24 protein-coding genes are annotated in these 22,508 nt (G+C 36.2%); 12 read left to right on the top strand and 12 right to left on the bottom strand.

Annotated features, from left to right (window positions below):
- Positions 1 to 22: 22 nt before the first annotated feature.
- On the bottom strand, positions 23 to 601 hold the full coding sequence (locus tag BELBA_RS15655; RefSeq protein WP_014773652.1) for a transposase: 579 nt from the start codon (positions 599 to 601) through the stop codon (positions 23 to 25).
- A gap of 161 nt (positions 602 to 762) precedes the next feature.
- Positions 763 to 4,821, bottom strand: a complete 4,059-nt coding sequence (gene cas9, locus BELBA_RS15660) for a type II CRISPR RNA-guided endonuclease Cas9 (protein WP_014773653.1) — start codon at positions 4,819 to 4,821, stop codon at positions 763 to 765.
- A 353-nt stretch (positions 4,822 to 5,174) separates the two neighbouring features.
- Between cas9 and BELBA_RS15665 the strand changes: the two genes are divergently transcribed.
- The 9 genes from BELBA_RS15665 (at position 5,175) to BELBA_RS15705 (ending at position 13,747) form a co-directional block, all read left to right on the top strand.
- The gene (locus BELBA_RS15665) at positions 5,175 to 5,750 is read left to right on the top strand and encodes a peptidylprolyl isomerase (RefSeq protein WP_157466107.1); all 576 of its coding nucleotides are present in this window, start codon (positions 5,175 to 5,177) and stop codon (positions 5,748 to 5,750) included.
- 99 nt (positions 5,751 to 5,849) lie between these two features.
- Entirely contained in the window at positions 5,850 to 6,815 is a 966-nt protein-coding gene (locus tag BELBA_RS15670; protein ID WP_014773655.1) for a vWA domain-containing protein, read from the top strand.
- 20 nt (positions 6,816 to 6,835) lie between these two features.
- Positions 6,836 to 7,690, top strand: coding sequence for a hypothetical protein (locus BELBA_RS15675; protein WP_041779410.1), 855 nt, complete (start codon positions 6,836 to 6,838; stop codon positions 7,688 to 7,690).
- Between the two features lie 241 nt (positions 7,691 to 7,931).
- Positions 7,932 to 9,110: an acetyl-CoA C-acyltransferase gene (locus BELBA_RS15680; RefSeq protein WP_014773656.1), complete on the top strand. Its 1,179-nt coding sequence runs from the start codon at positions 7,932 to 7,934 to the stop codon at positions 9,108 to 9,110.
- Positions 9,111 to 9,247: 137 nt separating this feature from the next.
- On the top strand, positions 9,248 to 10,375 hold the full coding sequence (locus tag BELBA_RS15685; RefSeq protein WP_014773657.1) for a toxin-antitoxin system YwqK family antitoxin: 1,128 nt from the start codon (positions 9,248 to 9,250) through the stop codon (positions 10,373 to 10,375).
- A gap of 57 nt (positions 10,376 to 10,432) precedes the next feature.
- Positions 10,433 to 11,389, top strand: coding sequence for a phosphoribosylaminoimidazolesuccinocarboxamide synthase (locus tag BELBA_RS15690; protein ID WP_014773658.1), 957 nt, complete (start codon positions 10,433 to 10,435; stop codon positions 11,387 to 11,389).
- Positions 11,390 to 11,607: 218 nt separating this feature from the next.
- Positions 11,608 to 11,991 carry an STAS domain-containing protein gene (locus BELBA_RS15695; RefSeq protein WP_014773659.1) on the top strand — a complete coding sequence of 128 codons (384 nt, stop codon included), beginning with the start codon at positions 11,608 to 11,610 and terminating at the stop codon, positions 11,989 to 11,991.
- Between the two features lie 2 nt (positions 11,992 to 11,993).
- Positions 11,994 to 12,914: a ribonuclease Z gene (locus BELBA_RS15700; RefSeq protein WP_014773660.1), complete on the top strand. Its 921-nt coding sequence runs from the start codon at positions 11,994 to 11,996 to the stop codon at positions 12,912 to 12,914.
- A 26-nt stretch (positions 12,915 to 12,940) separates the two neighbouring features.
- A complete protein-coding gene (locus BELBA_RS15705) occupies positions 12,941 to 13,747 on the top strand; it encodes a queuosine precursor transporter (RefSeq protein WP_014773661.1) in 807 nt (268 codons plus the stop codon).
- Positions 13,748 to 14,013: 266 nt separating this feature from the next.
- Here BELBA_RS15705 and BELBA_RS15710 read toward each other — a convergent pair whose 3' ends face one another.
- The 5 genes from BELBA_RS15710 to BELBA_RS15730 all read right to left on the bottom strand — a co-directional run bounded on the left by BELBA_RS15710 (position 14,014) and on the right by BELBA_RS15730 (position 18,335).
- A complete protein-coding gene (locus tag BELBA_RS15710) occupies positions 14,014 to 14,733 on the bottom strand; it encodes an SDR family oxidoreductase (RefSeq protein ID WP_014773662.1) in 720 nt (239 codons plus the stop codon).
- A gap of 41 nt (positions 14,734 to 14,774) precedes the next feature.
- Positions 14,775 to 15,536 (bottom strand): transcriptional repressor AgaR, encoded by a 762-nt coding sequence (gene agaR / locus BELBA_RS15715; RefSeq protein WP_041779722.1) that lies wholly within the window; start codon positions 15,534 to 15,536, stop codon positions 14,775 to 14,777.
- A gap of 289 nt (positions 15,537 to 15,825) precedes the next feature.
- On the bottom strand, positions 15,826 to 16,650 hold the full coding sequence (ygiD, locus tag BELBA_RS15720; RefSeq protein WP_041779411.1) for a 4,5-DOPA-extradiol-dioxygenase: 825 nt from the start codon (positions 16,648 to 16,650) through the stop codon (positions 15,826 to 15,828).
- Positions 16,651 to 16,723: 73 nt separating this feature from the next.
- Positions 16,724 to 17,650, bottom strand: a complete 927-nt coding sequence (locus BELBA_RS15725; protein WP_014773665.1) for a DsbA family protein — start codon at positions 17,648 to 17,650, stop codon at positions 16,724 to 16,726.
- Positions 17,651 to 17,750: 100 nt separating this feature from the next.
- The gene (locus BELBA_RS15730; protein ID WP_014773666.1) at positions 17,751 to 18,335 is read right to left on the bottom strand and encodes a Crp/Fnr family transcriptional regulator; all 585 of its coding nucleotides are present in this window, start codon (positions 18,333 to 18,335) and stop codon (positions 17,751 to 17,753) included.
- A gap of 155 nt (positions 18,336 to 18,490) precedes the next feature.
- Between BELBA_RS15730 and BELBA_RS15735 the strand changes: the two genes are divergently transcribed.
- The 3 genes from BELBA_RS15735 to BELBA_RS15745 all read left to right on the top strand — a co-directional run bounded on the left by BELBA_RS15735 (position 18,491) and on the right by BELBA_RS15745 (position 20,513).
- The gene (locus BELBA_RS15735; RefSeq protein ID WP_041779412.1) at positions 18,491 to 19,126 is read left to right on the top strand and encodes an HPP family protein; all 636 of its coding nucleotides are present in this window, start codon (positions 18,491 to 18,493) and stop codon (positions 19,124 to 19,126) included.
- A 4-nt stretch (positions 19,127 to 19,130) separates the two neighbouring features.
- Positions 19,131 to 19,445 carry a hypothetical protein gene (locus tag BELBA_RS15740; protein ID WP_014773668.1) on the top strand — a complete coding sequence of 105 codons (315 nt, stop codon included), beginning with the start codon at positions 19,131 to 19,133 and terminating at the stop codon, positions 19,443 to 19,445.
- A gap of 675 nt (positions 19,446 to 20,120) precedes the next feature.
- A complete protein-coding gene (locus BELBA_RS15745) occupies positions 20,121 to 20,513 on the top strand; it encodes a GreA/GreB family elongation factor (protein ID WP_014773669.1) in 393 nt (130 codons plus the stop codon).
- Positions 20,514 to 20,689: 176 nt separating this feature from the next.
- Here the strand turns inward: BELBA_RS15745 and BELBA_RS15750 are convergent, their stop codons facing one another.
- Genes BELBA_RS15750 through BELBA_RS15770 form a run of 5 tightly spaced genes read right to left on the bottom strand, consistent with a single transcriptional unit; the run spans position 20,690 to position 22,506 of the window.
- A complete protein-coding gene (locus BELBA_RS15750) occupies positions 20,690 to 21,163 on the bottom strand; it encodes a hemerythrin domain-containing protein (RefSeq protein ID WP_014773670.1) in 474 nt (157 codons plus the stop codon).
- Positions 21,164 to 21,176: 13 nt separating this feature from the next.
- Entirely contained in the window at positions 21,177 to 21,566 is a 390-nt protein-coding gene (locus BELBA_RS15755) for a group III truncated hemoglobin (protein WP_014773671.1), read from the bottom strand.
- A gap of 2 nt (positions 21,567 to 21,568) precedes the next feature.
- On the bottom strand, positions 21,569 to 21,991 hold the full coding sequence (locus BELBA_RS15760; RefSeq protein ID WP_010609125.1) for a hypothetical protein: 423 nt from the start codon (positions 21,989 to 21,991) through the stop codon (positions 21,569 to 21,571).
- A gap of 1 nt (position 21,992) precedes the next feature.
- The gene (locus tag BELBA_RS15765; RefSeq protein ID WP_014773672.1) at positions 21,993 to 22,235 is read right to left on the bottom strand and encodes a hypothetical protein; all 243 of its coding nucleotides are present in this window, start codon (positions 22,233 to 22,235) and stop codon (positions 21,993 to 21,995) included.
- Between the two features lie 37 nt (positions 22,236 to 22,272).
- Positions 22,273 to 22,506, bottom strand: a complete 234-nt coding sequence (locus tag BELBA_RS15770) for a hexameric tyrosine-coordinated heme protein (protein WP_014773673.1) — start codon at positions 22,504 to 22,506, stop codon at positions 22,273 to 22,275.
- Positions 22,507 to 22,508: the final 2 nt, after the last annotated feature.

The raw sequence follows: 22,508 nt of genomic DNA on the forward strand, positions 1-22,508 counted from the left end.
TGAAACCTGCCAGGTCTGAATCTTACTCCAAATTTTTATTCATCAACCAATCCTTTTTCATTTCCATCAAATTTCTCACATGCTCCCAACCATCAAAGAAATTGGTAAAGTATTCTCTGTCCAGATTTGAAGGCTTTTTGAGATTCTGGTAGGCATGCCAACTTGACCACTTCCAATCTTGGTGATCTTTGACAAACCCATGCTTCACGGGGTTGAGGTGGATATATAGGAAAGTTTCTTGCCATTGACTTTCGTCGAGGATTGGGGTTCTTTTGAAATTTTTTATAAATAAACTTCCTTTCCTATCATACACTTTATTAAAAGACTGAGTGTAAGAACTGAAGAAATTAGCGAATTGCTTGGAGATTAACTTTTCCAAAGTTTCGAACTTTGGAAAAGTTGACTTTAACTGCTCCTCTTCCTTAACCCCCACCAGCAAATGGAAATGATTTGGCATCAGGCAATAGGCATAAGTATCTACTACTCCAGCCAAATACTTTGCACATTGCTGCAAAAAGAACCTATAATTCTCTTCTTCACGAAATATATTCTCCATTCCATTGGCGTGATTGTAGATATGGTAGGATTGGCCTAGCTCCATAAGTTAAATTTTTGAACGACTAGCATATAGGATAACTCTTCCAAAGTTTTAGAACTTTGGAAGAGGTGAAAAAAGAACCCGTAATTCTCTTCTTCACGAAAGATATTCTCAATTACATTGGCGTGATTGTAGATATGGTAGGATTTTTCTATTTCCATTTTCTAATACTCTCCTATCTGAATAATTTTCCCAAGGTGATTAATTCTAATTTTAATTATGCCCCTTAAATGTTCTGGTGTTTGATAAAAATGATAGGTAATCTTAGATAGCTCTTTCTTGGACTTTAACAGATCATTATCCACTGCTTTAGTTTCCAAATGATTGTTAAAAACATAATTCTTTCTAGCAATTTTCTGCACTCTAAATAAATTTGGACTAATCAAATGGTAATTTTGCTCATCCATCAAGTCTACGTCAGCAGGGACAAAATCATCTGAAGGAAAAACGAAGTACTCATTCTGTTTCAGCGTAAATAAGAACTTCCATCCTAAAGTGTGGTTTTTTTTGATAATTGGTAAACCTTGATTCTGCCTAACAACGGCCTCAAAAAAGGAAACTACCTCTTCTTGAAGATTTCCATTTTCATCCTCGTAAATCGCAACATGATGATTATTACCTGTACTGACAAAATCAACTGGTATTTCATTTCCTTCCTGATCAAGAATTGGTTCTCCGAAATGATCTTTCTTCACATGAAGTGATTCTACATTGCTAACACCTGAAATCTTGACTCTTTTAATTGAAATACCTTTCTCCTTGTTTAGCCAGATAGGATTTTCTTCAAGATTTGAAAATGCAAGCTTAGCATTACCTCCAAACTCTTCCAATCGGCTTTCTAATATTCTTTTTATACCAACATCAATAACTTTATCCACCTTCAAATCCGGATCAATATTTTTTCTGATGGTGTAATTTTGCTCGAGCACAACAGTTTTAACTTTTTCAGATAGCTTGATATTTTTCCCCAGATCCAAATATATTGGCATTTTATTCAAGGTATTTTTTCCAGTAAATGCTTTTTTGGGGTCATTCCCATTCTCAGCTAGCCTTTTCAAAAGGGCTTCTCTTTCTTCTTTCTTGGCAACAGTATTAATTTTCTGAACATTGAAAGAAGCACCGATTTTCTCAAACTTTGTACTGTAGTGAAAGGACTTCCCGTAAACTGTCTCCTTATGAAGCTGACCTCTTGGCGTTAATGCAATTTGTTCATTTAAACCTGCTTTACTCTTCGTTTTATTCTTGTTAATTGTAACAACTTTATTTTTTGCCTTGTAAGAAACCAAGATCCTTGAAAGGTGCTTTTTAGCCTCAGATCTAATATTTTCTATGGGAGGAATAAAACAAAGTTTCCCATTTTCTCTTTTAAGATACTTTTGTTCTATGGCGAAAACCTCTGTTCCTTTTTTATTATTTAATCCTTTAGCATTCAAATTATTGAGATATTGAATATATGCTGGTTTTGTTAAAGCAACAGTAAGTGCATCCATCGCATGATGGCGGTGATCATTCCTTTTACTCCAATCTTTGATTTTATTTAACCTTTCACCATGTTTCCCTTCAATTGTATAGGTCAAACCTAACTTATCGTACTTTTCCCAATTCAGCTCTTTCATAATCTCTACCAATCCCCAATCTTCCCTTAGTTTATCGGTAATAGTTCCTGTAGTAACTGAAACTCTCCTTGAAATCTCAAAGAGAATTTCCTTCGCCTTTTTGCTGATGTATCGAGTTTCTTGAAGCTGTCTAGCAATAAAATCCTCTGGGATTTTATCATTGGCCATCAAAAGCTTTTGTATTTTGGCCTTACTCAATTTCCCGTAAAGCGATTTCACTCGAGATTGATATTGCTCAAACTCATCAGCAGATAGTTTATTTTGAAGAAAACTAAACGCAGTAACATTCGCTTTATCAATATTCAACTGTCTTTCACAAATAGTTTTGTTCGAAAAAGAATCATCAAATAACCTTGCTTTGGGAATAATATGCTCAATGTCATATTCCTTGGAAAAAAGTTTACTGGCCTCAATTGGCTTACCAGTGTAAAGAGAAATCCCATCTGTTTCAAGCCAAAGCTTGTAGCGTAACAAATCGTTTTTAGTAACTCTTTTTAGTCCAAATTCACTTTTGAGTATTTCTCTATATTTATCATGGTCTCGAGTTGCTGACGCAATATTGGAAGTCATATTTTTTCTTTGTTCAGCATTTGCTTTTAGCTCTCGAGCCATTTCAACTCTTATTTCATCAGGTCTTCCTAGCTCTGGATCCTTTAAAATCGCATTTACTACATTTATCATCTGATTAAGAATCTTCTCTACGACAGGATTTCTTAAAGAATTCTTTTTTAATAATTCCAACTCTGCTCTCAACTCCCTCTTTTCATTTTCATCTTTTGTAAATGAAGAAGAATGATTATATCCTGCATAGGTACAAGCCTTGTCGTAAATAAGCCCAGATTGAAGATGTGGTAATATTTTTTTTATTGCCCTACTACTTAAGGAAGCGTGATCATCTTGAAGACTAATACTTGCCAAAATTTTTGCATGTTCAGGTTTGAAACCAAACTTTCTGATCAAATTTAGCTTTAATTTCTGATCATCCTCAGAGCTATATAATAAATGCCAAAATTGAATGTAGGACTGTTTTTCATATTCTGCCCCCTCGATATCACTATTTACTTGAAGTAATTCTGTATCTATGCCAATTCTCAAAAAAGCTTCAGAAAACTGATCCAAAATATCATCAGCTTTCAAATCACCCAAATCTATTGGCTCACCATCTTCTAATTCAATGATTTTTGCAAATGCATCAAAAAAAGCTTGGTTGGTACGGTTGCCTTCTATTTTTGTAAAATTGAATTCCCATTCATTAGGCTTTAAGCCTAAAATTTTCAAGGCATCTTTTACATTTAACTCCCTCTTAAAAGCCAATTCATTAGCCAAAGCAATTTTACTCTCCAGTTCGAGATCAAATTTCTCATTAAGATTGTCTTTCTTAATTAGAAGGAGATTGTTCAGGTTTTGCCATATTCTGAATTCTTGAAAGACAGGATGTGATTTAGGTACAACTTTATGATGATCTTCAAACTCACAATTACTAATAAGGTGTTTTTGAGATTTAAGCCGACGCTGAAAGAAAATAGTAATATCCCTAACCTCCCTTTTTAATGCATCATTTAATTGAGGATAAAAACTTGACTGTACACTCCAAATCCTTTCGAATTCATCCAAATAATCCTGTCTATAAAAAACCTGTCCTTTCAATCTTGTATGGGGATTCTTTTTGATTTGCTGATACAGATATTGCCCAACAGTTAAATTTTTGAAGTATAACTCCTTACTTCTATCACTAATAGCACCTAAATAGCCACTGGAATTGGATATTTGAGAATTAATTTGGGAAAGAATTAATGCGATTTCCGAAAGATCTATTTTAAAGTTTACTGCTTCAGCTCTCCATTTATATTCTTGTAATCTTCTTTCTTCCCGTTTTCCTTTATTTTCGGCTAATTGAACTCCTTTTTTATTGAAATATTGCTTTGTAGGAGTACTAGCTTTTCCCATCCAATCTTCAACAAAAGATGCATTAAAAATATCTGGAAAGAATTCAGATTGGTAATTCACAATTTTCTTAAATTCTTCCTGAAGATCAGATCTGTAAAAATCAGGAACATTCTTTCTTCCTTTTTGCAAAGCTTCATAGACCCACTGTCCAGGAGTTAGGTCATTTTCATATAACTCCTTAGCTATACCCATACTATCAATGGCAGAACCATCATCTTCTTCTGACTTTGCTTTTCTACTACTTTTATAGCCTCTTTTTTTATTGATTTGTAATAGGACTTTCACTAAATCCTGGAGCTCAATTTTTTCTTTGGCTGCTTTAGCTCTTAGATTCAATGTTGAAAAAGTAGAAGATGGACCATCCTCAGCATATTTGAAGTTTGTAGAAATTAATTTCTTTTCTTTAAAGATTTCAAGAAGTGCATTTCTCCTTTGCTTGAATCGTTGTAAGTTTCTTCTGGCTCCTCTTTTAAGAGTCCTATCTGCATTAATTGATATAGTATTCCCCTTAGCAAAGTCATTTTCTTCATCAGAACTGAGAGGTACTATCCTTACTCCCATATCAACAATTTCACTTCCAACCACATCTTTTTCAGGTTCTTTGATAAAAGCCCAACCAATTGAAGTAGTCCCCAAATCCAATCCCAAAATCTTTTTCATATTTTTATAAAAGTTTAAAGTTTAAAATCTATATTAGCGTCATCAATTTGAAGCAATTCACAATAAGGATTATTCCGTTGTGGAAACATTTAAGAGGGCCCCGAAGGATTTGATCTTTCGGGGTCGTCTTTTTTGTTTTCTAAAATCTCCTAACTGATCAATCTCTCACTTTTTTTGATTTTCTAAAATAACCTAAACTTTTCTATAAAAAAATACCAACAAGTGGGTATTTTCACCCCAGTTATAAAATGTACGACAATTTATGTCAAACTTAATATTTTAAAATTTCTCAACATTAAAAATTCAACTGACTTAGAAGAAGCTATTCAAATCTAGATTCATATATTAGCTCAATGAAAATAAAAGCAGCACTCACCCTAATCTGTTTGATGTTTCTTAATTGCTCCTTTGGTCAAAAAACCAATCCGATTGGATTGATTGAAACGAGTTATGGCAATATTTACATCAAACTATTTGAGGAAACACCGAAGCATAAGGCAAGTTTTATTTCTTTAGCACAAAGTGGTTATTGGGATTCATTGACCTTCAACCGAGTAATTCCAAATTTTGTCGCTCAAGCAGGTTGCCCAGATACTGAAGAAGGGTTCAATGACCCAGAATATCTCTTAGAACCAGAGTTTGTCAAAGGAATTACCCATGTCTATGGCGCCGTTGGTGCAGGAAGAGATGATAACCCTGGAAAACTATCTGCAAGATGTCAATTTTATATCGTTCAAAACAAAAATGGATTAAATAGATTAGATAATGATTACACTGTTTTTGGTCAAGTAATCAAAGGAATGAATATCGTAGATAAAATCGTAATTCAAAAAACGGATGCTGATGATGAGCCTCTTACTGACATTTCAATGAAAATTAGTATAGTTCAAATGACAAATATTGAAATTGAAAAACTTCAAGAAAACTAACTTGAGCTATCCTATCAATTCACAGTAACAAAACATTCTTTTTCAAACAAAATCAAATACTACTATCCGATTTTCGTTTATATTTCATAATTTCAAGGCATGATTTGGGCATATCCGGACGGAAGTTTATTAACATGGTTGGCAGTGATTTTTATATTGCTTTACACCATTTATTTATATCGATTTTATCTCATCAACAGAAAACTACAGGTGAAAAAGCATCGCATTTTCATAAAAGTGATGTTGCGTACTTCTTACTTTGTACTTTTTTTGATCGCGCTCTCAGGACCTTCTGTTGGTACCTCGATGAAAGAAATCAAAGAAGAAGGAAAAGACATTTTTATAGCGATCGATTTATCTCAGTCAATGAATGCTACAGATATCGGCCCATCTAGATTGCAGAGAGTGAAATTCGAATTGAAAAATCTAACAAAGAGTTTTGCCGGAGATAGGATCGGATTGATTATTTTCAGTTCTGAAGCATTTGTACAATGTCCCCTTACCTTTGATCAAAATGTATTGCAGCTCCATATCGATGGGCTGAATACAGGACTTGTACCTAGTCAGGGAACAGATATCAATGCGCCTTTACAGATGGCTTTGAGTAAATTTCAAACCGACGAAAGGCCAGAAACCAATAGCAGGTCTGTTATATTGGTTTCTGATGGAGAAGATTTTGGTGATAATTTCCGTCCAATCATCGATGAACTTACCAATTCAGGAATCAAAGTTTTTAGTTTAGGAGTAGGTACTTCACAAGGTTCCACAATTCCTAGAGGAAATAACCTAATCATCGATCCAAAAACTAATCAACCCGCTATCACGAAATTAGAGACAACAAATTTGAAATTCTTGGCAGCACAAACCGAAGGGGCTTACTTTGAACTGAGTGATGAAAATCAAGAAATTCCTGATTTAATTGCTGCTATTGAAAGAGAAGAAGGTGCTGTCACAGGAAGTAGAATGGTTGAAGCCTCAGCAAACAAATACTTCTATTTCCTTATTATTGGTTTATGTCTGGCATTTATTGACATGATTTTCCCATTACGAACTATCAACTTGTAAATTATTGTTATCCAATCATTATGATTTTAACTAGCAGGCTTATTTTATTCATTCTTCTACTTATTCCTTCCTCATGGTTAGAAATATCTAAGAAAAATGCAGCTATAAAAGCCGCGGCTAAAAGTTATGCTGAAACCAATTATGAGAAATCAGTTGATGATCATCTTTTTTTAACTTCAGAATTTGGCATCAACGGCCCTGAAGCAACTTACAATTTGGGATTAAGTTATCAGTTTGCTGAAGAATCCGAAGAGGCACAACGCACATTTATGTCTTTACTCAGCAGTCCCAATCCCATGATAGCTTCTTTTGCTTCTAATCATAATGGGTTGATTTTGGCCAAAGGAGAGAAATACGAAGAGGCCTTAGAAGCTTTCAAATATGCTTTGATCAAAGATTCTAAAAACGAAGCTGCAAGATATAACTATGAGCTCTTGGCTAGATGGCTGGAGGAAAATCAAGATCAAAAAGATCAAGAAGACGAAGGTGAAAATGATGAAAATCAGGATGACCAAGAGCAAGAGGAGCAAGAAAATCAAGAGCAAGAAGAGAAGAAAGACGAAAATAAGAAAAACGGAGAAGGCGAAGAGGAAACCGAAAACGATGAAAATGCTGAATCTGAGAAAAAAGAAGATAAAGAAGGAGAAAAATCTCAAAATGAAAAAGATTCCCAGGAACCAAGTGAAATGGATAGTGACCTAAGTGAAAGGGAAAAGGCAATGGAGCAATTAAAGGAAAAACTCAAAGAAATGAATCTTACTCCTGAGCAGGCAGCACAGATTCTAGATGCGATGAATGCTGCTGAGTTACGTTATATCCAACAAAATCGAAAAAAAGCAACCAAAAGACCTGAAAGAGGATTGCCAGATTGGTAGACTTGGGAAGATGAAAGAGTTAAGAAACAAGAGCCAAGAAAAAAGTGGCCTTCTTCATTCTTAAAAATCATCTTACTTTGCTTCTTAAAATATGGAAATAAGCCTCCCAAAAGTAGAAGGTAAATTCTATATGATGATCTTCACAACATCCCAACTCTCTAATCATCAACCTAATTAAATAATATTACAATCCGCCAAGGCGGACAATTTCTTTAATTTAAATCATAAAATATAAACCCAAATGAAAGAAGTATATATCGTATCAGCAGTAAGGACACCGCTAGGAAGTTTTGGAGGGAAATTATCAGGACTATCAGCAACGGAACTAGGAAGTATTGCAATTAAAGGTGCCTTGACAAAAGCTGGTCTTGACCCGAAAGAAGTGGAAGAGGTAATTATGGGGAATGTCATCTCCGCCAATCTTGGGCAAGCCCCTGCCCGTCAAGCAGCAATCGGTGCAGGCATTGGGTATAACGTACCTTGTACAACTGTGAATAAAGTTTGCTCCTCGGGGATGAAAGCAGTAATGTTCGCTGCACAATCTATCATGACAGGACAAAATGACGTTGTGGTAGCTGGCGGGATGGAAAGCATGTCTAACGTGCCATTTTATGTTCCTAAAGCTCGATTTGGATACAAGTATGGTAATGCGGAATTTGTAGATGGATTGGTAAAAGATGGTCTTTTTGAAGTTTATTATAAATTTCCGATGGGAAATTGTGCTGATAACACAGCCAAAGAAATGAAGATATCACGAGAGGAGCAAGATGCCTATGCCATACAATCTTACACTCGATCTGCTGAAGCGTGGAAAAATGGCTCATTCAAAGAAGAAGTTGTTCCTGTGGAATTGACAGGACGAAAAGGTGAGAAAATCGTAATCGACGAGGATGAAGAATTCAAAAATGTAATGTTTGATAAGATTCCTTCTTTAAGACCTGTTTTTGATAAAGAGGGAACTGTAACTGCTGCTAATGCTTCAACCATGAATGATGGAGCTTCTGCCATTCTTTTGATGAGCAAAGAGAAAGTTCAGGAGCTAGACTTGACTCCAATTGCAAAAATTAGAGGCTTTGCAGATGCTGCTCAAGATCCACTTTGGTTTACCACAGCCCCGGCCCTAGCCATACCAAAGGCAATCAAAAATGCTGGATTAACCGAAAATGATGTTGATTTTTACGAAATCAACGAAGCCTTCTCAGCTGTAGCGATTGCAAACCAAAAGCAATTAAATCTCGATAATGATAAATTGAATGTTTTTGGCGGTGCTGTTTCACTAGGGCATCCACTTGGAGCATCAGGAGCTAGAATCATTGCTACCTTGAACAGTGTTTTGACCCAGAAAAAAGGAAAAATCGGCGTTGCTGGCATTTGTAACGGAGGTGGTGGTGCTTCTGCAATCGTAATAGAGAAATTATAAGTCAAGATTGCAAGATTCATAAATCTTTATTCATTAAATTTTCAATTCATTTCAAAAAGACAAAGCGTTCAAAATAATGAACTCTTTGTCTTTTTTGCTTATTATTACATTCTAAATATTTTCAAAAATCACTAGCAATGCGCATCTATATCGGTCTGTATTTCATAGCAATCATTTTTATATCAACCAACTTATTTGCTCAAGATCAAATATCTAAGACCTATTACGACGCTCAGCAGCTCAAGGTGAAAGAAATCATCTCACAGATCAATGGTATTAAAAATGGTCTGTATCAATTGTATTATGAAAGCGGTAGTTTGGCCTTAGAAGGAACCTTTTCGAATGGAAAACGAGAAGGGATTTTTGTAGATTATTTCCCTGATACAAAAGACACATTGCGTACCACTAATTATAAAAATGACAGAAAAGAAGGTCCTTCAATCTCCTATTTTGAAGATGGAAACATTTCCCAAATGGTCAACTATTCCAATAATCAGATTAATGGAGAATTGATTTCCTATTTTCCTTCCGGTAAAGTGAGGCAGAAAGCTACATTTATCAACAATAAACCTGATGGATTGACTTTAGTCTATGACGAATTTGAAAATCTCATAGAAAAGAAAACTTATGAAAATGGAGTTTTAGAAGGGTATCAAGAACATTTTTATTCAAATGAACAGTTAGAGTCCAAAACCTATTATAAAAAAGGTCAATTTCATGGTGAGCAAATAGCATATCATGAAAATGGGCAGATCAAGTCACAAATTAATTTTAAAAAAGGTTATCAGCACGGAGACTTTAAGTATTTTCATCCTGATGGTCAAATTGCTAAGACTGGAAAATATAGAAATGGCGACCCTGAAGGAGAATTCAAAAGCTTCTACCCCAATGGGCAAACCCAAGAAATTGCCCAATATAAAAAAGGATTAGCTGAAGGAATATTTGTCATTTATTATGAATCAGGACAGATTCAAGAGAAAACTTTTCACGATAGATACAACGAAGTAATAAAAACAATAAGCTATTTCGAAACAGGTGAAGTTTTTAAAGAAGTGAATTTCGAGCAAGGAAGAGAACATGGAATGACTTTGATATTTTATCAAAATGGAAAACTCAGAGAAGAACTTCCTTATCGAAGAGGAAAAATCCATGGCATTCAAAAGATTTACACAGAAAATGGGGAGATCGTGCTAGAAAGGTTTTTCAATGAAGGCAAAGTAACAGGAGTAACTGACCGCAGAAAAAAAGAAAATGACAATAATTAGTTCTTTTCTGACTCCAATCACAAATGCTTTTTCTATTTTTGTCCAAAGATTTTCATTATGAATAGCGCTATCAAAGAAACAAACTTTCAATTCCCCAATCAGCAGGGATTTTATAAGGGTAAAGTACGCGATGTCTATATTTTTGATAAAACCATTGCAGTAGTTGCTACAGACAGAATCTCAGCATTTGATGTAGTTTTACCTAAACCAATTCCTTACAAAGGGCAAGTTTTGAATCAAATTGCTGCGAAGTTTCTTAAAGCTACAAGTGACATAGTACCGAATTGGGTTACCTCAACACCTGATCCAAATGTAACTATTGGAAAACGATGCGAACCATTCAAGGTTGAAATGGTCATAAGAGGATATCTTGCAGGACATGCTGCTAGAGAATATGCCGCTGGCAAACGTTCTATTTGTGGAGTTGCTCTACCTGACGGGCTCAAAGAAAATGATAAACTCCCCCACCCAATCATTACTCCAACGACCAAAGCTGATGAAGGTCATGATGAAGATATTTCCAAAGAAGAAATACTTAATAAAGGAATAGTAAGTCTAAAAGACTATGAAGTCTTGGAGAAATATACGCATGACTTGTTTCAAAAAGGTACTGAAATGGCAGCTGAAATGGGTTTGATTTTGGTTGATACTAAATATGAATTTGGAAAATATGATGGTGAAATCTTTCTGATAGATGAAATTCATACTCCAGATTCTTCCAGGTACTTTTATGCCGAAGGATATGAAGCAAATCAAAGAGTAGGTAATCCACAAAAACAATTATCAAAAGAATTTGTAAGACAATGGTTGATCAGTCAAGGATTTCAAGGAAAAGACGGTCAGCAAGTACCCGATATGCCAAATTCCTTTGTAGAAGAAATATCAGACAGGTATATTGAGCTGTTTGAAAAAATCACAGGTGAAAAATTTATAAAAGCTGATACAGCTAATTTAGAAAAAAGGATTGAGGAAGCGGTACTTGGAAGGATGAAGGAGGAAGGGTTTAAGAATTGAATGTTAATTAACAGTATGCTTAGAGATTGGGTTTTGATTGTGATATTATCATGGCATTCAAAATATTCTTCAGTACTTGATACTTAACTCGTAAAATTTAAATTTCAAATAAATAAATAATTGAAGACAAAAGAGAAAGATTATTTGACTAGAGAGTTTCATATTTAAAATGATCAAAGTCTCATACCTCTTGTCTCAAGTCTCAAATCTCAAAAAACATGAAATATACAGTAGATAAAAAAGAACAGTACGTGGTATTTACACCACTTGAAGAAAAATTAGATTCAGCACTCTCTCCGAAGTTAAAATCAGAACTATTAACAGTTCATGCAGAAGGTTATCAAAATCTTGTCATTGACATGAGTCAAGTAAAATATGTAGATTCGAGTGGATTAAGTGCATTATTAGTTGGAAATAGAGAATTTAGTAGAGAAGGAGGCATATTTGTTATCTCTGGAGCTCAAGAGCATGTTATTAAATTGATAAAAATATCCATGCTCGATAAGGTTTTTAACTTAGTAGAAACTCTTGAAGAAGCTGCTGAAGCAATTTTCATGCATGAAATTGAAAATGGTAATTCCGAAGAAGAGGAAGAAAGTTAATTTTGGAATTCGATGTTACCATTCTAGGATCCAATTCAGCGATTCCGGCTCATGGCCGCAATCAAACTGCGCAATTGGTAAATGTTGGTCTTACCTACATGTTGATAGACTGTGGGGAAGGCACGCAAATACAATTGCGCAGATTTAAACTCAAATACAGTCGAATAGATTATATTTTTATCTCCCACCTCCATGGCGATCATTATTTTGGACTGATGGGCATGATTTCTACTTTTCATCTACACAAGAGGTCTAAGCTTTTGACTATTTACGGACCTCAAGGCTTGGATGAAATCATCACAACCCAACTCAAATACAGCAACACAAGATTAAACTTTCCACTGAGATTTATACAAACCAACCCATCCGAAAAAGAATTGATCTTAGAAGAAAAGAACTTTAAAGTTTTTTCAATTCCTCTCAAACATCGACTGCCTTGCACTGGTTTTTTGATTCAAGAAAAACCCGGTCTTTTAAGGATGAATAAAGAAGTGCTTTTAGAAAATAGAATAAGCGTTGAGGCAATCAATACGCTTCGTAAAGGAATTGATTTCGTAAATGAAGATGAGGGCATCACCTATTTGGCAAAAGATTTTACACTTCCTCCTAAACCGCTTCGCTCCTATGCCTTTTGTTCGGATACAATTTATGATCCAATTGATTTGATTGAAAATTTACAAGGAGTTACTACCCTATACCACGAATCTACCTTTGCAGATGATGAAATGTTGAGAGCGAAAGAGACCTTCCATAGCACAGCAACACAAGCAGGTGACATTGCGTCAAAGCTAAAAGTAAAAAAACTACTTTTAGGGCATTTTTCCACCCGCTATATTGATCTTGACCTACTTCTTCAACAAGCCAAGTCCAAATTTAAAAACAGCTTTTTGAGTGAAGAAGGAATTACTTACCCTATTGATTAACACATTTATCAACCTAGGACTCTGATATGCATATCGAAATCAAAGAAAAAGATTTTCAAACTAAGAAAACAAATCTTTTCATCATTCTTTGTGGGATCTTTTTGACCAATGCTATTCTTGCAGAAATCATTGGTGTGAAGATATTTTCAGGAGAATTGACTCTGGGGTTTGAACCTGTTGGTTGGAGTTTTTTTGGTGACTATATTCTTGATTTTAATTTGACAGCAGGAGCCGTAATCTGGCCAATAGTATTTATCACCACAGATATCATCAATGAATATTTTGGTAAAAAGGGTGTAAGAAAAATTAGCTTTTTGACCGCCTTTTTCATAGCTTACATTTTCATTATCATTACTATAGTCACAAAACTTCATCCGGCACCGTTTTGGTTGGAGGTAAATACTCCCGATTCTAGTGGCAACTACTTCAATATAGATTATGCTTTTAATACCATTTTTAGACAAGGTTTAGGAATCATAATTGGTTCTTTGATCGCATTTCTACTGGGACAATTGATTGATGTCTTTGTATTTCAAAAGCTAAGAAAAATTACAGGTTCTAAAATGATATGGCTCAGAGCGACAGGCTCTACTTTAGTTTCTCAATTTATTGACTCTTTTGTGGTTTTGGGCATAGCATTTTACATCTTTGGAAATTGGAGCTGGGCTCAAGTTGTCTCGGTAGGTATCATCAATTACATCTACAAGTTTGGAGTAGCTGTTCTATTGACTCCATTATTATATGTGGGACATCATTGGATTGATCTCTATTTAGGAAAAGATATTGCTAAAAAAATGACGGAAGAAGCAATGGAAGACACTTTATTTTTATGATGCTTTTCAAGTAAAATAAATTCTGAATATTCAGGTTTTAGACAACTAACACATATTTTTTGTGAATAGGCCTTTTGCCAGGAATTATTTTCAGCACTGCTCCAATCATTATGAACATCGTGCCAATTCCTTGTCCCAAATTACAATTCCCATGATTTGACCTATCAAAGATCGTGTTTTAAGGTTGAAAAAATTGAAAGCATCAAACTGATAAGCTATAAATCAATAAAGCCTGACCAAACAGATCAGGCTTTATTGATTTATACTTATGCTCCAGGAGGCATTGTGGGCCTCACTTCGATTTTGCTTGGAAGTGTTCTAGAATTCATTTGCATCAAGTCTACGACCATTTGACCCAAATCCTCAATCTGGATCTTCCAACCATCTTTATCATTCGGTTGATGGTCATTAAAATAAGTAGCAACAGATCCTGGCATGATAGTCGTAACACGAATTCCATGTTTTCTCACATCTAACATTGCCGCCTGAGAAAAGCCTGTTACACCAAATTTACTTGCATTGTATGCAGATCCATTTGCAAAGAAGTTTGTTCCTGCCAAGCTTGATATAGAAATAAAATAACCTTTGGATTTTTTCAAACCTTCTAACCCAGCCTTGATACTATAAAATACTCCTGTAAGGTTGGTGTCAATGGTTTCATGCCATTGCTCTAGTGTAATTTCCTCTACAGAGGCAAAATGCCCTATTCCGGCATTGGCTACCAAAAGATCTAACTGTCCCCATTTTTGGATGACTACATTTACGGCATTTTGCTGAGAATCAAAATTTCTTACGTCTGCCTCAATGCCGATGACTTCACCTTTTCCTATTTTTGCCAATTCAGATGCCGCTTTTTCGGCTGCTTCTTGGCTTCGGCTCGTAATTGCTACCTTCATTCCTTCCGCAAGCAATGATGCAGCTATTCCATAACCTATCCCCTTACTTCCTCCTGTGATTAATGCGATTTTGTTGGTTAAGTTTTGCATGTTTTGTTTTTATTTTTGAAAAACGTGTGTAAAAAACAAGCTTAATTTGCAATGATTACCTCGACATTGTTGCGCTCAAGCATTTTCACAAATTCAGGCTCAATATCTTTATCCGTGATTACTTTGTGGATTTTGTTGAATCCAGCAATAAAAGCAAAACCGATTTTTTTGAACTTTGAGGAATCTGCTACTACAATCACTTCTTCAGCAATGTCAATCATCAATTGATTCAAATAAGCTTCTTCCATATGGTAGGTATATACTCCTACATCAGATTTAAAACCATCCACTCCCAAAAAAAGTTTGTTGCAATGCAATTGCTTAAAATTTCTTTCTGCCATAGGACCTACAAGAGACATTGAAAATTCCTTCAAAAAGCCACCTGGAACCATTACGTCAAGATTATCGAAGTTTGCCAGATTGTTTATAATATCTAAGGCATTACTGATAACAGAAAGTCTTTCGAATTTCCCAAGATTATTGGAGATTTCGAAGGTTGTAGTTCCAGAATCTAAAATGATAGAATCATTCTCTTGAATGATTTTTGCTGCTGCTTTGCCAATTGCTTTTTTAGCATCTAGATTGATCTTTTTCTTTTCAGTTACTGGAATTGCTAAGGTATTTGTTTTGAATGCTCCACCATGAGCTCTAACCAAAAGTTTATTTCTTTCGAGATTTGCCAAGTCATTTCTAATCGTAACTTCACTAACATTAAACTCTTTACTTAATTCACTCACATTGACTTGTCCAAAATTATCAAGTGCTTCCAGTATTCTAGAACGTCTTAAGGCTGTTTTTTTCATTTTATATTCCGTTAATACTTTTAAGTGCATCTAGTTTATACACTCATTAAATTCAAATATTTCAACTACTTATTGTTTTTCAAAAGACACAACTATCAATTAGGTATCATATACTTTCCTATTAAACCTAATAAATAAGAATTGTGATTGAAATATATGTAAAAAAACTTTCATTATTTAAAAAATCGAAAGATTTAATAAATAATTTAACCTTTCGATTTAAACAAATTAAAATTGAATAATCATTTAATAAAACTATAAATTCTAATTTATTCCCAAATGTTCAAAATCATCCAACTTTAACCGATGTCATGGTCAACGAACCTGCCACAGCTTGGTCATTGAAAAGAGATAACTCCTCCCCTTTCTCCTGCAAGCCTAAGGTGTAAAGTAAAGGCAGATAATGTTCCGGTGTGGGAATGGCTAAATCAAAAGCTTTTCCCTGTGAACGAAAGTTAATCAGGGAGCGGTGATCACCACTGTGGATGAAGTTTTTCATAGTCTCATTGGCTTCTATAGCCCAATCAAACCCATAATTTTCATTCATCTTGCCCCATGCCAACATCCTGAGGTTGTGTACCATATTTCCACTCCCAATGATCAGTACTCCTTTTTCCCGAAGGGACTTCAACTCCGCCGCAAGTTCATAGTGGTATTGCGGAGTTTGGTAATGATCCAAGCTCATCTGTACCACTGGAATATCCGCATTTGGATATAAATGCTTGATCACAGACCAAGCTCCATGATCAAGTCCCCATTTATCATCCATTTCAACATTGGTTTTTGTAATCAATCCCTGAGTTTCCCTCGCAAGATCTGGGCTACCAGGTGCTGGGTACTGTACATCAAAAAGTGCCTGAGGAAATCCGCCAAAATCATGGATGGTAGGCGGATGCTGCATAGCTGTAACCAAGGTGCCTTTCGTTTCCCAATGGGCGGAAATACACAAAATGGCATTTGGCTTCGGGATTTCTTTAGCAATATTCCTGAATCCTGCCACAAATTCATTTTCTTCAATACCATTCATGGGACTTCCATGCCCAAGGAATAATACAGGCATTTTTTGGGTCTTACCCAAAGAATCTGTCATCTTGTTGAGTTCTTTCAGTTTCATAGTTGATATGGCTAAAGGTCCCGCTATTGCTAGCGGGACCAAGGTCTTAAGAAATTTTTCCTATCCATTACATTTATTCCACTACCTTATTTATTTTCCAAAGAGATCCGTTTTTAGTAGTTTCCTTAACCAACTTTTCTTGAGTTGTTAGAGCATCTAATACTTCCTCTGCTTCTACCCTGCCATAACTTGAAAGCTCCGAGAATTCTCTTGCGGTAAGAGATGGATATTTGGCAAATAATGCCTCCCAATTTTTCTTGTAATCAGATTTCTTTGCTTCTGGAGCCAATTTGAGCACGGCAATTTCATAGAAAGCATAGGCTTTGGTGCCATACACGAATTCAGTGTTTCCCTGATCATCAGAGAAATAAAGTGAGGGAAAACCCCTTACGCCCAACTTCCTACCAAGCATCAAATCCTCTTCAAACAACCTTTTCGCCGTTCCTTCAAAGTCACTCCTGAACTGTAGTAGATCCAAGCCGACTTTTTCAGCCGCAGCTTTAAGGTTTTCCCATTTTGAAATATTCTTTTTTTGTAGAAAAACCATTTCTCTAATTTCTCTAAGAAAAGCAATTGCAAGGTCCTCATTCTGCATTTCGGCAGCTTTGAAGGCAATGGATGGCGGGTAAGAGGAATCCAATGGATCTTCCAACCATACATCCCCATCAATGGGCATGTCATAATGCAAACTTACCTCGTCCCAATGGTGCGCCACATCCGAAGCCTTACTAATTCCTCCACTACTGTAGCTCCAATCAGGCAACAATCCACCCATTCTGTATTCGATAGCAAGGTGGCTTCCGTATTCCAGTTTCAGTTTCCTGAGTTGAGGCTCAATCCCCCAGCAGGAAGAACAGATTGGGTCTGTATAGTAGATTACCTTAATAGGCTTGTCAGGTGAATGCACCTCCTCATTTTTTATTACTTTTGTTGAGGAATCAGGAATCTCGCACAAACCTGTTTCCAGGTCGCATAATAAGGGGTTATTCTGTTCTATCATCTTGATTAATTTTGATTGAGTATTTGCTAAACTTTAGCTACAAAATTACCCCATACCAAAGCCCTTTCCATTGATTTAAATCAAGAAAAAAATCTATAGATTATTTACGCTTGGCCAACTTCTTCCTCACCCGACTGAGGGTTTCGGGAGTAAGGCCCAAGTAGGAAGCAATCATGTGTTGGGGCACCCTTTGTACGATTTCCGGATATTTTTTTACAAAGTCTGTGTACCGCTGCTCAACAGGCAGACTTAAGGTAAAAGAATGGCGTCGTTGAAGAGCGATATAGGCCCCTGTGATAAGAAGACGGAAATAGGTTTCATATTTAGGTTGTGTCCTGAGCAACTCATCATGGGCAGCCTTACTCATAAGTACCAATTCACTGTCTTCAAGGGTGTCAATATGGTAAGTGGCAGGTTCCTCGCTAAGAAAACTCAACAGATCTCCGACTGTCCAACCTTCAATGGCAAACTGTATGATGTGCTCATTCCCATTTTCAATAGAATACTTTCTCAAGGAGCCCTTATTCACAAAAGCATAACTTTTGCAAACCTCTCCTTCCTGGAGAAAGGATTGTTTTTTCCTGATTTTCCTGAGTGTAAGATAGGATTGAATCTGCTCTTGTTCCTCTTTTGTGAGTGGAACCTTCTCATTGAATTGTTGAAAATAGAAATCGTATAGAGCCATAGAACGTAAAATTAACAAAGCGATAGTCTCTGATGATGGTCTTTACTAAGTCCGTTCATGCTTTAGTGACATTTTATAGGTTTGTTATTGAACTTTTTGGAAAATCTGAAATGGTTCAAATGATGACCTAAGGCAATTTGGCTATTTTTGCAGCCATGAAAAAGAAAAAGTTGAAGAAGTCACTACAAAAAGCCCGATACATTGTATATAGGGAGACTAGGCACAACCCAAAGGATAATGCATGGTCTTTTTTTGGAGGCTTTTTGGGTTTAAGTACAATAGGCATACTTCAAGGGCTCTTCCACACTGATGACAATTCAGATATTCTATTTTTAATTGGAGCATTTGGAGCAACCACAGTTATTTTATTTGGTAATCCTCACGGTCCTTTTGCTCAGCCTAGAAATTTATTTTTAGGGAGCTTAATCTCAGCAGCTATTGGTGTTACAGTTTATAGGTTTTTTTACATTGAATCTATGATCTGGTTTTCACCTGCATTGTCTGTTTCATTGGCCATTCTTGCCATGCAATACACCAAAACCTTACATCCTCCAGGAGGTGCTATTGCCTTAATTGCCAACATCGGTTCAGATGAAATTAAATCCATGGGCTACTTTTATATCATCAACCCAGTTCTGACGGGCATTATCATTCTTTTTGTAATGGCCATTTTATTCAATAATTTTTCAAAAAACAGGATTTATCCATACAAAGAAGTTGAAATCAGGCCTTTAAAATATGGGGAGAAAGTCTATTTTTGGAAAAAGAAATCCAACCTGACTGAACTTTAAGCAAATGACTGGTTCCTCAGAACTTCAAAAAGTACTTCAAAAAATTCAGGCTGGGAAATTTCAGGAGATGATCAATTCTATACAACAAAAACTAGACCTAGTTTACCTGCCTGACAACAAGCCCACTGGCAATCTTTGTCTTCGAGAATCCGAAGAAGTTCGGGATGAATACAGAACCCATTTCTCAAGCCTTGATCTCGCATACTATCTTGTAGGAATTGATTTTGAAGAAAGGTTCAAGAATAATTCTAATGCCGCTAATCCAAAGTCAACTGAAATGTTTTGGCTAGGTGTCAGCATTGGTTTTGGGAAAGTCTGAACCAACATCCTAGCTCCTCGAAAATTGTAAATCCGGGGTACTGAACAAAGGAATTTTTAATCCCGCATACGAACGATTAAACCTGATATGAAATAAGTTGGATTGCAATTCCTGTTTATCTTTAGTTCGGTATTGCAAATCCCGGAAAGCCCATTTAATCGGTTTTGGCTTTTCCATATTGCGTTGATAATTAAGTTATGGGACTTCTCCCACTCTCCCGAAAATAATTGATCTTTATAAGAAACATCTCTGCCATTCTCCCACCCTGCCATTTGGCTCTTTCAGCTTTTTCTCCCTCAAAAAGTTCATCCACAGTCGATCATCAAGTCTATCTTCCTTAGTTTCATACTTTTCTATATAAAAATCCGATAGAAATCTCTTCTTTTAGTTTAAATGATCGTATCTTTCGCGAAATGAATCCCAAAGCAAAAATATCGACCACTTCGATTGCTCTTATGCAAGGGAATTCTATGCAATTTTTGAAATCAGCACACAGCAAGGCCTTTGTAACTAAGCCCCTGCTATCTCTTTAAAAACGTGCTTTAGCAGGGGAACCATTCCCTTTCACTTCTAGGGTAAATTCTATCAATTTCCGACTAATATAGCCAAGCTCCTTTTAGGTCTGCTGTATTTGTTCGGCTATCTATATTTCACAAAAATCAAACGTAATCAATCATGGTACCTATCATCAAAAAATCAGACGAAAAAGCGCTTTCCGAACTTATGGGAAGTATCCCTTCAAGCGGAAGAACCAAAGAATTGGGAGTTTTACAATCGGAACTCAGAAGAGCCAAAATAGTGGCTGACAATAAAATTTCCGAGAAAGTCATACAGCTTGGTTCCAGCTTTGAAATTATCGACATCGCAAGTGGGAGAAGACTACAGTTTACGCTTACCTTTCCCAAAAATGCCAATTTAGCAGAGCAGAAGCTTTCTATCCTTTCACCATTGGGTGTAGCCTTGATCGGGTTTCAGGAGGGAAAAGTAATAGAATGGAACCTGCCTGCAGGAACACGTAAATTCAAAATTGAAAAAGTATCTCAATCAGAAAGTATCCTATCGCTCTAAAAAATCCTTCCCCTACACCGAGGGGAAGGATTTTTTGTTGGAGGAATACCTATATCTAAATAGGGGTAACTCCTCGGAATTTGAAATTCCAAGACTCAGATATCTGGAATTTTCAAAACCAGCTCAAAGGTGACTTGGGTAAATGGATTGCAAATCCTGAATTGTATAAAATGATATTAAGATTCCCTTTCCCAGAATTTATCATTCCAATCTTCAGTATAATTTTCATGCTCAAGACTATTTTCCAAAGTTGAAAACACTGAACTATCAGCTACGATTTGAATCATATTGAACAATCCTCTTTCTTCAAATCGGATATGTTTTTCAAGCTCCTCTTCCAACAAGCTAAGAGTCTTATATATGTTATCTTCATCCAAAAACAACCGCTTAATTCTCCTGTGCTCAGCCAGAGCCTTTTTCACCATTTCATGTTCATTTCCCAAAATTGGAAACAAAAAATCTTCCTCTACCCTGAAATGCTCCTCAAGGTGGCTGTTCCAAAACCAATCCGTATAAGATTTGATCCTGTAAAGTTCTATCCCTTTCTTCAATCCCTGTCTTATTTTCCAACAAACCAAGAGACCATAGTGATGATCTCTACTTAATGGCTGTAAGGATTTATGTCGTTTGATAGGTTTTGGCTTTTCCATTTTGCGTTGATAATTAAGTTATGGGACTACTCCCACTCTCCCGAAAATAATTGATCTTTATAAGAAACATCTCTGCCATTCTCCCACCCTGCCATTTGGCTCTTTCAGCTTTTTCTCCCTCAAAAAGTTCATCCACAGTTTCATTGAATAATGATACCCACCTTTTAAAATGTCTTTCTTCCACAGGCATATGGGCATGAGGTGTAAATGGACTTCCGAAATAGGTGTGGTCTTCTAACAGCACGGTTTCCCAAAATCTGTACATCTTATCCAGATGCTCTGGCCATTTGTTCTGAATAATTTGTTCAAATATCTCTCCTAACAATTCGTCCTTGCGAACTTTGCTGTAGAAGCTGTCCACCAATTGTTCGATTTCTTTTCTGCTTTCTATCTTAACTCGCATCTTTAAAAGAATGATTTATAAAACTGGGGATCCCAATACATGATCAAATAAAACATCGCAAACCCCACAAATCCGATCACCAATGCCCAAACCCACGCCGGAATACCTTTAGGTGTCTCTGATCCACGTATCAAAAAGAAATCATTCTTTTCGCTTCCATAGGAATTGATGGTAATGGGAACTTTTTCATTCACCACTTCGCCATCTTTTAGTCCTACCACAGCAATGGAAGGTCCATTCCTGACTTCAAAAGGGAGTGTCCTGATCCCTTCTTTTCCAGAAGATGATCGCGCAACAATTTTCAATTCATGCTTGCCATCGGGAATCTTGCTTGTATCCAAGACAAACTTGGTAGGCGGAGCAAACTCCACAAATGGCTGAGGATCATCATCTAGGTAAACCTTAATTATTCTATTGTCTTCCATATTAAAAATCTTTTACTAGGTTTTTGATATGGGAAGAATGCTGCTCTCCGGGTTTCCACAAAAGCTTGGCACTGTAAAAGAGCACAATCACTACCAAAATGGTAGCTCCCCCTACTACCATATTGTCCCAAAACTGAAGCGGCCCCACACCGTGAGAAATATCCTGTAAAATTTCAGGCTGATTTCTTCTACATACTTCACAGGCCAATACACTCCCCTGTAGGAAAAAGAGAGTCAAAGGCAAGTAGATTATAATTTTAAAAGCAAATCTCTTCATATTCTTACCTCCAATAATTGTTGGCCATGGCGATGGTTTGAAATTCTACAGCTACCACCTGAGCAGATGCAATCAACTGGGCAGTATCCTCTGCATAGGACTTCCTCAGAGACTTCCGGATTTCTGGATCAGTTTGTATTTCAGCAATAGATTTCCGTGCCAATTTGACCGCCAAATCTCTCCCCTCTTGTGGAGTACTGGTGATTAAGCTTGTCAATTCATTTCCTGCATTTGTCATGT

This window comes from Belliella baltica DSM 15883 (genome assembly GCF_000265405.1).
GTDB lineage: Bacteria > Bacteroidota > Bacteroidia > Cytophagales > Cyclobacteriaceae > Belliella > Belliella baltica.